General features: G+C 58.6%; 12 protein-coding genes and 3 pseudogenes. 7 read left to right on the top strand and 8 right to left on the bottom strand.

Translation table 11 applies throughout. From position 1 onward, the window contains the following. Positions 1-69: 69 nt before the first annotated feature. From AWB69_RS43840 to AWB69_RS43830, 3 genes and pseudogenes are all read left to right on the top strand, one after another. Positions 70-474, top strand: a pseudogene (locus AWB69_RS43840) (IS66 family transposase); the annotation flags it as partial. Positions 475-637: 163 nt separating this feature from the next. Further along, entirely contained in the window at positions 638-1,765 is a 1,128-nt protein-coding gene (locus AWB69_RS43835) for a molecular chaperone DnaJ (protein WP_062093007.1), read from the top strand. 218 nt (positions 1,766-1,983) lie between these two features. Beyond that, the gene (locus AWB69_RS43830) at positions 1,984-2,733 is read left to right on the top strand and encodes a hypothetical protein (RefSeq protein ID WP_231937441.1); all 750 of its coding nucleotides are present in this window, start codon (positions 1,984-1,986) and stop codon (positions 2,731-2,733) included. Between the two features lie 375 nt (positions 2,734-3,108). On the opposite strand, the gene AWB69_RS43820 is transcribed toward AWB69_RS43830, so the two are convergent. The 3 genes and pseudogenes from AWB69_RS43820 to AWB69_RS43815 form a co-directional block, all read right to left on the bottom strand. Beyond that, positions 3,109-3,375 carry a hypothetical protein gene (locus AWB69_RS43820; RefSeq protein ID WP_062093005.1) on the bottom strand — a complete coding sequence of 89 codons (267 nt, stop codon included), beginning with the start codon at positions 3,373-3,375 and terminating at the stop codon, positions 3,109-3,111. Positions 3,376-3,835: 460 nt separating this feature from the next. After that, a pseudogene (locus AWB69_RS48435) lies at positions 3,836-3,991 on the bottom strand (IS5/IS1182 family transposase); the annotation flags it as partial. A 274-nt stretch (positions 3,992-4,265) separates the two neighbouring features. Beyond that, a complete protein-coding gene (locus tag AWB69_RS43815) occupies positions 4,266-4,451 on the bottom strand; it encodes a hypothetical protein (protein WP_062093004.1) in 186 nt (61 codons plus the stop codon). 299 nt (positions 4,452-4,750) lie between these two features. On the opposite strand from AWB69_RS43815, the gene AWB69_RS50660 reads away from it, so the two are divergent. The 4 genes and pseudogenes from AWB69_RS50660 (at position 4,751) to AWB69_RS43800 (ending at position 7,638) form a co-directional block, all read left to right on the top strand. Then, positions 4,751-5,164, top strand: coding sequence for a response regulator (locus tag AWB69_RS50660; protein WP_062093003.1), 414 nt, complete (start codon positions 4,751-4,753; stop codon positions 5,162-5,164). A 189-nt stretch (positions 5,165-5,353) separates the two neighbouring features. Next, positions 5,354-5,989 (top strand): annotated as a pseudogene (locus tag AWB69_RS46675) (transposase); the annotation flags it as partial. Positions 5,990-6,632: 643 nt separating this feature from the next. Continuing rightward, a complete protein-coding gene (locus AWB69_RS48430) occupies positions 6,633-6,986 on the top strand; it encodes a hypothetical protein (protein WP_062093002.1) in 354 nt (117 codons plus the stop codon). Positions 6,987-7,428: 442 nt separating this feature from the next. Continuing rightward, on the top strand, positions 7,429-7,638 hold the full coding sequence (locus AWB69_RS43800) for a hypothetical protein (protein ID WP_062093001.1): 210 nt from the start codon (positions 7,429-7,431) through the stop codon (positions 7,636-7,638). 28 nt (positions 7,639-7,666) lie between these two features. On the opposite strand, the gene AWB69_RS43795 is transcribed toward AWB69_RS43800, so the two are convergent. From AWB69_RS43795 to AWB69_RS43780, 5 genes are all read right to left on the bottom strand, one after another. After that, positions 7,667-7,882, bottom strand: a complete 216-nt coding sequence (locus AWB69_RS43795; protein ID WP_062093000.1) for a hypothetical protein — start codon at positions 7,880-7,882, stop codon at positions 7,667-7,669. A 661-nt stretch (positions 7,883-8,543) separates the two neighbouring features. After that, the gene (locus AWB69_RS43790) at positions 8,544-8,819 is read right to left on the bottom strand and encodes an HU family DNA-binding protein (protein WP_062092999.1); all 276 of its coding nucleotides are present in this window, start codon (positions 8,817-8,819) and stop codon (positions 8,544-8,546) included. Positions 8,820-8,965: 146 nt separating this feature from the next. Then, positions 8,966-9,919: a tyrosine-type recombinase/integrase gene (locus AWB69_RS50655; RefSeq protein ID WP_331712724.1), complete on the bottom strand. Its 954-nt coding sequence runs from the start codon at positions 9,917-9,919 to the stop codon at positions 8,966-8,968. Continuing rightward, a complete protein-coding gene (locus tag AWB69_RS50650; RefSeq protein WP_331712723.1) occupies positions 9,844-10,845 on the bottom strand; it encodes a phage integrase family protein in 1,002 nt (333 codons plus the stop codon). The genes AWB69_RS50655 and AWB69_RS50650 overlap by 76 nt, the downstream gene beginning before the upstream one ends. Positions 10,846-11,326: 481 nt before the next feature. Beyond that, positions 11,327-12,199: a hypothetical protein gene (locus AWB69_RS43780; protein WP_062092998.1), complete on the bottom strand. Its 873-nt coding sequence runs from the start codon at positions 12,197-12,199 to the stop codon at positions 11,327-11,329. Between the last annotated feature and the right edge of the window lie 354 nt (positions 12,200-12,553).

The raw sequence follows: 12,553 nt of genomic DNA, 5'->3' as shown, positions 1-12,553 counted from the left end.
CAACTCGTCGTTACGCTCCTGGAGCCTTATTTGCAGCCAGATAATTATTAAACCTATTTACGGGATGTTGTACTAGAAGCGTTCAAGGCTTGGCTGGACACGCAGGCGCTCCAAGTACTGCCTGAAAGCTTGTTGGGCAAGGCGATCAGCTACACGAGAAACCAATGGAAATATTTAAGCCGCTACGTGATCGATGGGCGTGCCCCCGTGGATAACAACATTCTGGAAAGAGATATCAGGCCATTTGCAACATCGAGAAATTCATGGCTCTTCTCTGACACAGTTGCGGGCGCGAAGGCGAGCGCCATTGTCTATAGCCTCGTGCTGACGTGCCGGGCCTGCAACGTCGAGCCCTATGCGTATCTGCATCATGTGCTCACCGAGATGCCACAACGGGCATCGGACGCTGACATCAGCGACCTGCTGCCTTTTAACTTCGCCAAACGAGTGCCGCTCGCTACACCCCATCCGTGAAGCATCCCGATCTGGGATCCAATCCGCGCTCTCCACGAGCTCCGGCATAAATCGATCATCGATCGGCAACGTGCGCGTGCTCGCTATCGCAGCGCGGTGCAACCGCGACCTCGGCTAAAATAGCGGCGTGCTCGCTCTCGCATCAACCAGCGGAAATCATCCCATGACCAGGACAAATCTCAGGTCCATCAGCATTGCTCCGGACCATAACCAGTCTAATCTGTCGAAAGGGCAAAAGGCGTTCAACACGCTCATCAAGCAGATTGAAAAGCGACGCGCCAGACTGAGTGCCTGGGAGGCTGCAATGCCTGCCTTCCATCGGAAATACGTAAGCGATTTCGCTCCCCTTGAGCAAACTTCCACCGACTTGCGGACCAAGCTCGTGCATCGCCTGGACCAGGCGTACGCTCAGAAGGGGCTGACCAAATCCGAGCGCCGCACGATTGCAGACCTGATCAGCGACCTGGCAGGTGAGCTGGTCGCGCAGAGCGATGATCCGGAGCTTAAATCGATTTACAACCGGTATAGCGAATCTGACTTTGACAGTGAAGCAGCCGCCGAATTGGACGACATGAAATCGGCGCTCGAGGCCATGCTCGGGGTCGAGCTTGGCGACGACGTTGATATGAGTTCTCCCGAGGATGTACTGCAGCGCGCCCATGCGCAAATGGAACAGCTACAGGCACAAGATGCACTCGAAAACCAGGCTCGGGAAGCGCGCCGCGCCAAACGAAAAAAGACACCTAGGCAACTCGCAGCAGAGGCACGAGAACAAGTTGAGCAGGCCGAACTGAGCTTATCTATCCGCGAGGTCTATCGCAAACTGGCCAGCGCCTTGCATCCGGACCGCGAGACCGATCCGCAGGAACGTGAGCGCAAGACCACCTTGATGCAGAGGGTCAATCAGGCGTATAGCAAAAATAGCCTGTTGCAATTGCTTGAGTTGCAGTTGGAGTTAGAACACATTGACCAGAGCGTCATCAACAACATCGGCGAAGACCGATTGAAACACTACAACAAGATTCTGAAGGAACAGGTCGGTGAACTCGACCACGAAATCCTGCACGTCGAGAACGGATTCAAGCACAGCTACGGAATTCCGCCCTTCATCGAGGTGTCGCCCGGCACCATCATGCGCAATCTTGCCGCTGATATCTTCTCGCTGCAGGAGAGCCTCCACGCCCTTGAACATGACCTGCTCGTATTCGATGACGTCAAGCAACTGAAGGGCTGGCTAAAGTCCGTGAAACGGTCATTAGCCACGCCGCGTTTCGACGATATGCCGTTCTAGGGGAGCGCCGCCCTTCATGCTTCTTCCGTAGTGTGGAGAAAACACCGCTTACGCCCTATCGACCGAAGGATGGTGACGACGATCCCGAGGTGACGCGCTTGCTCGAGGTGCTCGACGGACTCGGCTTCACGATACAGATCGTGCCGAAAGAAGCATTCCACTGTTGACGACAAATCCCCGCGTAAACTGCCGGAATATGGCGATCGGGAGCTGATAAAATGACGCGAGACGAGCTATATGACCAGGCGCTGGAGCTAATGGAGAACTACGTCCATCATATTGCCGACCAGCTGGACCCGCCAGAGCTAACGACAATAGCCAAGATTTCGCATGGATACCGTTACGCGGAGAAAGGCACGGTTCAAGCGATGCTACAGAAGATGGCTCGCCTGGTAAGCGCGCTAAGAGCTGCACGCGTACTCCTCGCGCAGGGCTTTATTGCTGAACAGGCCGCCGTATGTCGCATTGCTGACGAGGCCAACGAAGACATCAATTTTCTCGCGCTCGGTCAAATATTCGAGGAGACCGAACTGCACAAGAAGTTCATCGAAGCCTTCTATCTCGAAGAGTTTGAGGACGGAGAGCGACTGACGCAAACGGCGGTCAAGCGACCCAACATTCCCAGAGACAGGATCCACGCATATCTGACACAAAACCCTGCGGCGGGCCCGGATCCGAGCATTGGAAAAGCCGCGATGAAGGTTCTTCATAAAGCGTACTCCGGCTATGTGCATGGTGCATCTCCGCACATCATGGAGACGTATGGCGGACAGCCCGCACGCTTCCACATGAACGGCATGCTTGATACCCCTCTGTGGCATTCCCACGTTGACGGCTTCTGGAATTACATACTCCGGGGATTGATGTCGTTCGTAATGGTGGCAAAGGCGTCGGGCGACGAAGAGTTCTTCACGTCGATTCGCCAGTATTGCCGGGATTTCGAAGCAAGCGCGCCGCAAAAGCGTTGACGACCCTCTTCCGGCTCTGGACGCTGATCGCGTGTTTTTCCAGCTGACGCAACCAGTGTTTGCGATGTGTCTGAACGGAGTCACGCTCGCCCAGGCGACGAACGTTGTCGATCATAGCCTCCCGACCCTGAAGCCGGAATTGCGGTTATCGATACGCCTCGCAGTCCACAACGCGCTGATCGAAGCGGCTACAACAACTGCGCAAGGCTCCGTTCTCAGCGCTTTTGCGTGCGAACGATCGATTCAAATCATTTGTGAAGAGCAAAGCGCGTCGCAACAACGCCTGCCTGCAAGCAATCTCGGCGCGAGCGAAAGACCGACGGGTAAGCGGTGAAATAGTGAAAAAGACCCACCGTGCGGCAAGCCTCCCCGACGTTACGGAGTGTGCGCGTATGCAGATTGTGCGGCATCGTTGAGCGCCTGGCAGTTGAATCCTTCAAGCAACACCGCGAGCTGCAGCGAGGACAGCGGCGCATTGGCCGCGTCCATCGGCGGTTCCCCGGCGTCATCCGTGAGAGTCGTCTGCGTGGGCGCACTTACGGGACTGCGGTGTGATGTGACGGCCTGATTGATGGCGACGATGCCAGTCAGGGTGGTGATGGCAAGAACGGTTCGGGTAGTGGCAGTAATGTGACGCAACATGTCAGGCCTCCATTCAAAAAAAGGGACGCAAGGGAATTTCTTTCGCGTCATCATCAAGATAAGAGGCCAAGCTTATCGTCAGCTTAATAGCCGTAGATTTGTTTCACTGCTGTCGGTTAGACCGGCGAAATCCTGCCTTCGTGAATGATCGCTTCGGCCGACGACCCGCCGGATGGCTGCGTCTAACGAAGGGCCGCTGACCGCGGTGAAGCCAACGTTCAAATGTCCGCGCAAGAACTGGATGAACGTCCGTAGATAGCCGCGTGCTGCCCGACGCGTCGGGCTCGAATCGACCCAGGTTGTGTGGAAACGTCCACAGAATCGCAGTGCGACGCGCGACTGTAACGCCGCCTGACGTGTTTAACTGCCTCTTCGACCGATGCGGCGACAACGAACCGTTGACCGGCTTTAATGCCTTATAAATGGCTATTTTGGGTTTGCGTTAGGACCTACGGGGTGCTCACGCACCCACCAGCCACATCGCTTTCATTGTTTTCTTGAACCCCAGGATTCGCAGCACTCGCATGAGATTGTAGGCAAGTACATTAAGACTCATTTCGGTACCCACGTTGGGCAGCCTCCGTGTCAGGAAATGCGTGTAGTCCATCCAATGCTTGAACAGTTTCGCGTCTGCGGTCCGCGTGGGGGTCCGTTGTTTTGCGAGGAGAAAAGTTGAGCACGCTTGGTCGGAAACCGGATGCCTAGTACCTCATCGATCGTGACAAGAAAACGGTCGCAATGCCCTCGGAAAGAACGCTCGCGCTCGCAACAACCCGTCGAGTCGAGGCGGAACGGCCGGTATCGGGGCAGCGCGGTTAAAGTCACCGGAAGCGAATTCAAAGAGGCCCCTCGTTGAAGGGGCCTTGAGCCACGAAATCACCGTGTTTCCGTTAGTACGTCACAGAAGCCCCACTGCCAGTAAAACTGTGCTGAGTAGGAGCGTCAGATGCATAGTCGCCAACGGCCTGGATGATGTTCACGATCTGCTGCGGCAACCTGCCGCCGCTGACGGCGGTCATTGCAGTACGATCCATCTCAACGGCTACGGGAAGGTCTTTGATTACCAGCGTGTTCATTTCGATTCTCCAAGGGTAAATTAGTCAGTCAGGAATGTCAGAGCTTGTTCTGAGGGTGTCGCCACTCCTCGATTAGGATCAATGCAAAGTGCATGCCAAACGGTGGCGCCGCGGTACGCGATCACACAACTAGTTGAAAATATTGGATTTTTAATGGTGACCAGTGCGAATTGGTAGACAGACGTGCGCGCTGCGGCCGGTGGGTCGGAACCAACTCTCCGTCTGGCGCTGTTGGTTAGATCGCGACACATGCGGTCCGCCTACGTATCCCGTGTTTGTACGATGTCCTCGAGGCTTGAATCCGATCGAAGCCCGATGACAATGAGTCTGTCGCGGACAGTCTCGCTTTCCTGCTGGACTGCTATGGCCAGCATGCTGGTGTGGCCTACGATGGCGAAACTGCGCTCAGGCTCCTTTGTACCGGCGCTTTTGAAATCACTTTCCCTGACGAGCACCTGCCCGACATAAAAAACAGTGCTGTCGCACGGTCGCTGAGGGAAACGCTGATTCGCTCCGCGGCTTTCCTCGTTTCGATGACGGGAGACGCTGTCAGTCAGGGAGACATTGCCGGGCACTTCGATGGCTATCTGCAGAAGCCGTTCTCCTGCGAGGCACTCATGCAGCTCATCGAAGACGCTCGCTGCAGCAGCGATGCGATACTCGCCAGGCCGCCTAGACTAGCTGTTGCCGACGGAGGCGTACACAACCCATAGTCGAAGTTCAACGGTAAGCCTCTTCCGGGTCACTGAGCAAAGCGAGCGGCAGCTTTCAGCATGAAAGCGACTTTTCAATGTCTGGCCGAGTGAGCTGGCGACCGGCTGAACACGGCCGATTCTGAAAAAGTCGCCTTATGTTAATGATTAGGTATCCTTTATGTATTGATAGACGAAGAGCGAATCGTCATGGTGGGTCAACGGGATAGCGGGCAGGACAAGCTTTTTTACTCATTCAACCTCGATAATCACGTGCCTCAAACTCACTTGCTGCGAGGCATCGACCGGGCGCTCGATCTCGGCGACTTGCGTCAGCATCTCGCTCCTTTCTACGGTCCAATTGGTCGACCTTCGATTGATCCAGAACTCATGGTGGGCTACTGCTTCGGCATTCACTCCGAGCGCAGGCTATGCGAAGAGGTCCATCTAAACCTGGCATATCGTTGGTTCTGCCGCCTGGGTGGGTCTGGACGATGCCGTACCTGAACATTCGACGTTCCCTAAGAATCGCCATGGACGCTTTCGTGACAGCGATCTCTTACGCCATGTGTTCGAGTCCGTCTTGGGCCGTTGCATGGCCGAGGGGGGCTTGTGAGGGGTGAAGGATTCGCCGTCGATGCAAGTATCACCAAGGCAGATGCAAGTCGTTCAAGCGCGGTGCCGGGAACAGATCCCATCGACTGGCGGCCTACCGCAAGACAGAGTCGCGCCGTGCCGGAGTATCTCCAAGCCCTCGAAGAGAGCAATCCAGTAGCTTCCGACGCAGCCGAATCCACAGAGTCGTCTACTCCCCCGAAGATGATATCCCTGAGCGATCCTGCCTCGCACACGCACCGAGCAAGTGTGCTTTTGGGTCAACGCTTGGCCTGTCGGGCAATCTCGCGCAGAGACGAATACGCGAAACATCGTCGACAGCGTGCCTAGACAGCGTATGCCAGGCCGATTCGATGCGCGTGGGGCTTTAACTGTCCTTGCGCCAATGCGCGATAAAGCGCGGCGCCCGCGCAACATAAGCACGCCCCTCCGGCCTACACTGCTACGCGAGGATCCACTTGGCCAGATATCCGGGCATTCCGATTGCGAGCAGGTCGGCGTGTTTAACTAACTCTTTAGCCGCCTGACCGCCGCTCAGCAGTAGTTCTGCGATGCCCATGTGCTTTGCCCCTAGCACGCCCATGAAGGAGTCGCGCCAACAAGCTGGCCTAACTCGCTTTTCGCCTCGCCGGGCTAGGCGCGATGATCTGATTATGTCGGGCGGTGATATCGTTTGCCAGCGGCACGCCCGTCCACTAATAGGAAAAAGCATGGACACGATTAGCACCTAAACCGTATGTGCACTTTGCGATGATCCGATCGCACTCAAGGGAGACTCGGCGGAACACATCATCCCTAACTCAATGGGCGGTCGTCGAAAGATTTGGGGCTTCATTGCAAGGATTGCAACGGTCGGGCGGGCGATAGTTGGGACGTGGAGATCTGGCGTCAGTTTTCAAACGTCGCGATGATGCATGGCGTAAAACGTGGTCGCGGAGAGCCGCCTAGTATCAAGATTCAGACGGTCGACGGGAAGCGCTACTGGCTCCTGCCAGATGGCAGCATGACGGTCGAGCACCCAACATTCAGCGCTGAACCCGGTGAGTATGGAACGAATATCACTGTCACGGCGAGGGATGAGAGAGAGGCTCAGCGAATGGCGAAGGAGATCGCAAACAAATATCCCAAGTTTGAGCCGCAGAGTTTTATGAAAGCGGCAATCCCTACGGAAACAACTCTGGAAGGCGTTCGATCTGCTCGACAACGAACTCCTGCTGCACACAATTGAGCAAAGACTTGCCTTCGGCGAGTAACAGTCCCACGTCTCCGACGCTGAAGAATTGCTACGACCGGTGTCGTGCGATCAGGATCGAATTCGCTTTACCATTGCTGGCTCGTGGTTGTCGTCCAGCGACCCCGGGGGTACAAGCAGATGTCACTCGCGGCGCTTGAACTCTGACCTGCCCCAACGCAGTTGCAAATACGCGAGGATGTCAGTCTTTTATGCGGCGGTATCGTCCGTAATGCCCGCAGCGTCGACGCTAGACGTCGTAGGCACGTGCTCGGACGCGACGATGCGGCACACGCAGGCCGCCGTTTGTCCAAGCGGCTTAGCAGTCGGCGTCAGACTAGCGCGCTGGTGCGTTCCGCGCCTCGGTGTACATGGCCTTCTGCCCTCAGCACATAAGTCTTTGGGAGGTGCCGCTCAGGGCTTCGGGCATGATGAAGCTGTGCCCGAAAACGCCCTCTCCGTCGCGGCGAAAAGCGCCCAGTGGATCATCAGCGAGCAAGATGCGCCCGTGATCGGACGCTTGCTTGCGCTGCACGACCGGCAAGTGAGCGAGGCACCGATGCACCGGGTGGTGGAAGCCGAAAAACAACTCCGCCAATTTCTGGCTGGCACAAGCGCGTCGCCACTGGTCCGCCCGAAATCGGACTAACGGCGTGTCTCCTTTCCCATGAATGCATTCACTTTTCAGCCTTGCCGCGCACCACCACCGACCACAATAAAAATCGTTCGACTTCCTTCGCGTACGACCGCGCGGTTTTCGGCTGATCGCGATATTTGTTCACGTAGGCGCGCATCGCCTCGAGGTCGTGGCACGCCTGGATATAACAGAACGCGACCGAGCGGTTTTCTCCGTCGGCCCCGGATAACTTGTAAGCTGATGCCCTTCGGAGCATTTTTTGAGGGAGTTCGTTCCCTTTTGCGATGAGATCGCCCGAAAAATTCGGGCGTTCATCGGCAGACCCGCTCCCAGTGATGGTGATGCCAGACTCGATGACAATGATGGTAATAGCGATCGTGATGGTAATAGGCGAATGCAGGGGCTGCGGCGGAGAATGCCGTGACAGCGACTACGATGGCCATGGCGATCTTTTTCATAGTTTCGCTCTTGGTAAGGACGGAATAAGGTATGAGCAGGCGCCGTGCCCACCCGTTACCAAATCAGTACGCCCCTGCACCGTTTCGATACCCCCCTTATATCCCCTTCGAAGGCCCATCGATGGGCCTTCCCTTTTGCTGCGTTTCCAGTAAAAGTTTCACGCCACTTGGTCGGATTTGAAATCGACCGAGCCATAGCAAAAGGCGCGTCCCAAGCGCGGTGCACTGGTCCGCTATGACAATCGAGTCGCCGAGGTGTCGGGAGACGCGCGCGGCGAGCGCGCCATGATCCGCTCGCTGCACGCCGATGGTGTTGAGCGACGCAGCGCGGTGAAGTGGAAAAACCTCAAACTGCTCGAGGATCAATTGTTCTAGCGTGCGCCCGCAGGCATCAAGCCGAACTCATTGCCACCGCCTGCGACCCGCGCAGGCGGACAGGCGGACACCGCGTTCAACGCCCTACTGGTTCACTGCGTCCTTGAACGCTTTACCGGCCGTAAACTTGACGGTCTTTGACGCTGCGATCTGGAGTGCTTCGCCGGTCTTCGGGTTGCGACCCGCGCGGGCCGCACGCGCGCCCGTGCTGAACGACCCGAATCCGATCAGTTGAACCGGGTCGCCCTTGACCACCGCGTTCGTCACCGTCGCCAAAAATGCGCCGATCGTTTCTGCTGCGGCGGATTTCGCGATGCCCACTTCGCTTGCCACTGCATCGATGAGTTCCTGCTTGTTCATGTTTGTACTCTCCATTTAAGCTAACTGACAGCCTGTATGCGTGCCAGCCCGGAGGATACCGCACCGGACATGCCTCGCTAGCGCGAGACAGATCTGGTATGGCGGCGCCAGCCGCCTGCTCCTCAGTTGGAGTTTTCCAACGACGACTAGCCGCCGTCTTCTGAATAATATTGCGCCGCGGCATCAAGCATGCGCTGGCGTTCGGCGTGCACGTAGATCGACGTGGTCTGCAACGAGGCGTGACCGAGGATGCGCTGAGCCACGTCGATAGGCATGTCCCGGGCAACTGCCCTAGTACCAAAGGTATGTCGGAACGCGTGCGCCGAGGTCGCGAGTAATTTCGCGTGCGCATCGTAGGACAGCGCACCCTCGCGCAGCAGATCACCGGCGATGCGTCGGACAGCTTCGCGCACCAGGCGCGCGAGCGCGTCGGCGGAATACGGTGCCTCACTGTTTCCGTCCGTGCCGCCATCATGCTTGGCCAGCGACGCCTCAGTGCCGTTGATCACGATCGGCGCGATCAACGGAGCCGCGAGCGCCGGCACATCGAAGTCTTTTTCCCGATCGGCCCAGTGTGCACGCAAGGCGGCAACTGCGGCTGCGCTCACCGGGACCGTGCGCTGCTTGCGGCGTTTGCCGACGATGGTCAAGGCCCAAACCGCCGCGCTTGTTTGTGTGCGTGCCACCTCACTTGCCACCTCGCTTGCCGCGGCTTTCGGGGACGACCTGATCAACCCCTTGGCGGAAGGTTTGGCAGGGCCGCCCGACGTCACGACGGCCGCGCTCAAGTTTTCTCGACGGGCGTGGGCCGCTTCGTCGCGCCGCACCCCCGAGTCGCCCATCAATAAAATCGCCGCCCGCGCAGTGCGCCACTGGCGCGCTTCTTCCTCGGTGGGTGTCAAGCCACCCAGGTCCCCGCCCTCACAGCGGGCATCCAGCTCCGCACGCACCTGCGCCCAGAGATCGGCGGATAGCGCCCGCTCGACTTGCACCTCGACCTCGCGCGTGATCGTCGCCGGATCCGTCACCGCGCTCCACGGGTTGCCGGCGAGGTACCGGACGGTCGTGAGCCACGCGAACGCCGCGCGAATTGCGCGCACCGCGTACGCCTGGCTGTCGGGCGATAGTCCCTCGGGGCTGAACGGCCGCCAACGACCACTCTCGCGCGCGGGCGTTTCGGTCCCACAAAACTCGCGAGCGGCGCCTTCAGGAAATCCTTGTACGCCTCGCAGTCTTCCACCGTCATCGACGAGAGCGCGACACCCCGCACGATCACGAGCCACAACACCAGTCGCTCGAGCTCCCGGGTGTAGACGCGCAAGGTCGGGGGCCGGTCGCGATAGCGATTCAGATACGCGTGCACCGCCGCCGGATCGTGTTCCGCCCGAATGAACGCAAAGTCCCGGCCGCGGTTGGTGCCCTGTTCCCCGGAGAGCGCCGTCGGAATCGCGAGCCGCTCGAACGGGGCCAACTGCGGTGCGTCAATCGAGCCCCCGATCACCACTACATTACCCAGACCCACGGCCGGCACCAGCGGTGCGGCATCGACATCCGCCTCGATGCGCTTGCCCAGATCGCTCTCTTGTCGGCGCAGCCATGCAACGAGCACGCGCGCACGCTGCGGACCGATGCGCGGCATCGAGCGCCACCAACTGCCGCCGTGCGAATTGCAGAAATCGACCAGCTGCCCGAGGGTGTCGATCCCCTCCCCGACCAGTCGTTTGGTTACCAGCGGCCGGAACCACAGTCCCACCTGGTGATCGAGCGACGGGGCGGCGGCCGCCAGGGTCGACGCCTGCTCGACCATGCGCAACGTCACCGCCGTCAGCTTCGCGCTGCCGTGCTGCTTGATCGACGCTTTCAGGTGCGACGCGAGCGCGGCGGAGCCGTTGCGCAACGCGAGCTGCACCAGGTCATCGAGCATGGTGCGCAGATAACGCGCGAGCGTCTCCGGCGTCGCCGCGTGCGGGGTCGTGTCCGGATCGTAGTAACGCCGGGCGATGACGCCTGCGTCGATGCGCTGCACGAAGGCGCGCAACGCCGCGAAATCAGTGCGCGTGTACGTGCGCGGCGGGGGCAGCGCGAGCTGCTGGACTTGATTGGCGATACCGCCCTCCTCTGTTGGTCGACGCGCTCTGGGAAGCGCTCTTAAAGCAGATGATTACGAGCACCGGACAGACGCGATGGCCGATACCCGTTATTTTATGCATTAAAACCTTATCTGATAATAATAATTAGCAGACCAAATCATCTTGTCGTGAGACAAGTTCAGGCGAGGGGCGGTTTTGTACGTCGCGGGTGCGAAGTGAGTCGCGCTCGAACGCAGACAAGCCTTCGCCGAGTCGGTCCAGGGACAGGAGTGCTGTCACGCGTCCTTGACAGTGGGCGGCGATCGCCTGCTCGACCTTGAGCGTGACGCGTGCGATCTCTTGCACTCTGAAGCGTTGCGACGAGTCATTTACGCCTTCAGCTGACGCGATTCGGTAGGCGCGGTTCGGCAACCGCTGTCAGCGCGTTTTCAGATAGGCGGCGTACAGTCCGACATGCAGGTCACGCAGAGCCTTGCGTCGATCGACCAAGTCATGCTGGCTACCCCGCCGCTCGAGGTCAAGGATCTGCAATAGCAACCGCGTTGCCCGTTCTGGAGACGTGTGGCGCGACGGTTGTGCTTCGCGAATCCGCGACGCCAAGGCTGCTTTTTCGACGAGTACCCATGCGGGGAACCACGCAAGATCAGCGGTCTGGCCTGCGCCTTCGAACTGCGCGTCGAATTTCCTGACTAACGCGTCCAGTGGGGGATCACGGAGCTCAGCAACAAGAGACGCGAAGCGGCCAGGCGACAGCCAGGCCAGTTCCGTCAGCAACGGCCAGGCCGCTCCCAGCCCATCCGAGCAATAGCGCGCGTGCGCCATCCACATCAATGGGGTTGGAATGCGTCGCCAGGACTCAATTTGCTCGATGGCTTCGGTGGCCGCCGCCCAGTCGCCGGCGCGCAGCCATAGGGGAGCCGCGTGATTGTCACTGTCGTCCGCGCGAAAGGTAAGCGGCGTCCCGCGCTGAGCCAGTGCGCGCCAGCACGGTATCAGCCATGCGCGCGCGGCTGATTCGCCAAACAACCGTACTGCAGCAGGCTCGACGTCTTCGCTCAAAGCCCGACGCGCTGCGTCAAGCGCTTGATGATCCGTGAAATATGCGGTCGCGGCGCCCTCAAGCTCGCCGACCAGCATGGTGAGCGCAATGAGGGTGTCGTCCCCAGGATATTCATCGGCCATCCTTTGCCACGCCTGTCGAGCCGCCGCCGCGTGACGCCGCTGCAGCGCGTCCAGTACATCGTTACGAAGCATGACGTCACGGCTATCGGCGAAAATGTCGAGTTGCATGGCGGAGGATCAGAAAGGTTAGGCGCTCATATCCGTCAGATTAGCCCATTTGACGACGCTTCTGAACATCCGGCCCCGATCGTCTAGCGACTCGATCAGCGCTCGCTACCACAAGCCTCGCCCACAACTCAGAGTAATCGTTTTTTCCTTGCAATTTCTGGCGATTTATCCTGAAACTCATTATCAATCAACGATTTACATATTCTTCAAATGCGCGAAATCCATGGGGCCCCGGGCCCTGCTGCAAAAGGCTAGGCGCGCGGCTACCGCTAGATTCTACTGAGATGGACCCGACGCCTCCCTTCGAGGGAAACTGACGCACTCAACCAGACGTGTGGAGGTTCATCATGGAAA

The organism is Caballeronia udeis, assembly GCF_001544555.2.
Lineage (GTDB): Bacteria > Pseudomonadota > Gammaproteobacteria > Burkholderiales > Burkholderiaceae > Caballeronia > Caballeronia udeis.
The sequence above is the reverse complement of the archived record's forward strand: the minus strand, read 5'-3'. Positions and strand labels throughout refer to the sequence as shown.

Excerpts from the sequence above, each read along its gene's own strand:
- AWB69_RS43795 (WP_062093000.1), bottom strand. The coding sequence starts at position 7,882 with ATGCTCCGAAGGGCATCAGCTTACAAGTTATCCGGGGCCGACGGAGAA.
- AWB69_RS43830 (WP_231937441.1), top strand. The coding sequence starts at position 1,984 with ATGACGCGAGACGAGCTATATGACCAGGCGCTGGAGCTAATGGAGAAC.
- AWB69_RS43815 (WP_062093004.1), bottom strand. The coding sequence starts at position 4,451 with ATGAACACGCTGGTAATCAAAGACCTTCCCGTAGCCGTTGAGATGGAT.
- AWB69_RS43835 (WP_062093007.1), top strand. The coding sequence starts at position 638 with ATGACCAGGACAAATCTCAGGTCCATCAGCATTGCTCCGGACCATAAC.
- AWB69_RS43820 (WP_062093005.1), bottom strand. The coding sequence starts at position 3,375 with ATGTTGCGTCACATTACTGCCACTACCCGAACCGTTCTTGCCATCACC.
- AWB69_RS43790 (WP_062092999.1), bottom strand. The coding sequence starts at position 8,819 with ATGAACAAGCAGGAACTCATCGATGCAGTGGCAAGCGAAGTGGGCATC.
- AWB69_RS43780 (WP_062092998.1), bottom strand. The coding sequence starts at position 12,199 with ATGCAACTCGACATTTTCGCCGATAGCCGTGACGTCATGCTTCGTAAC.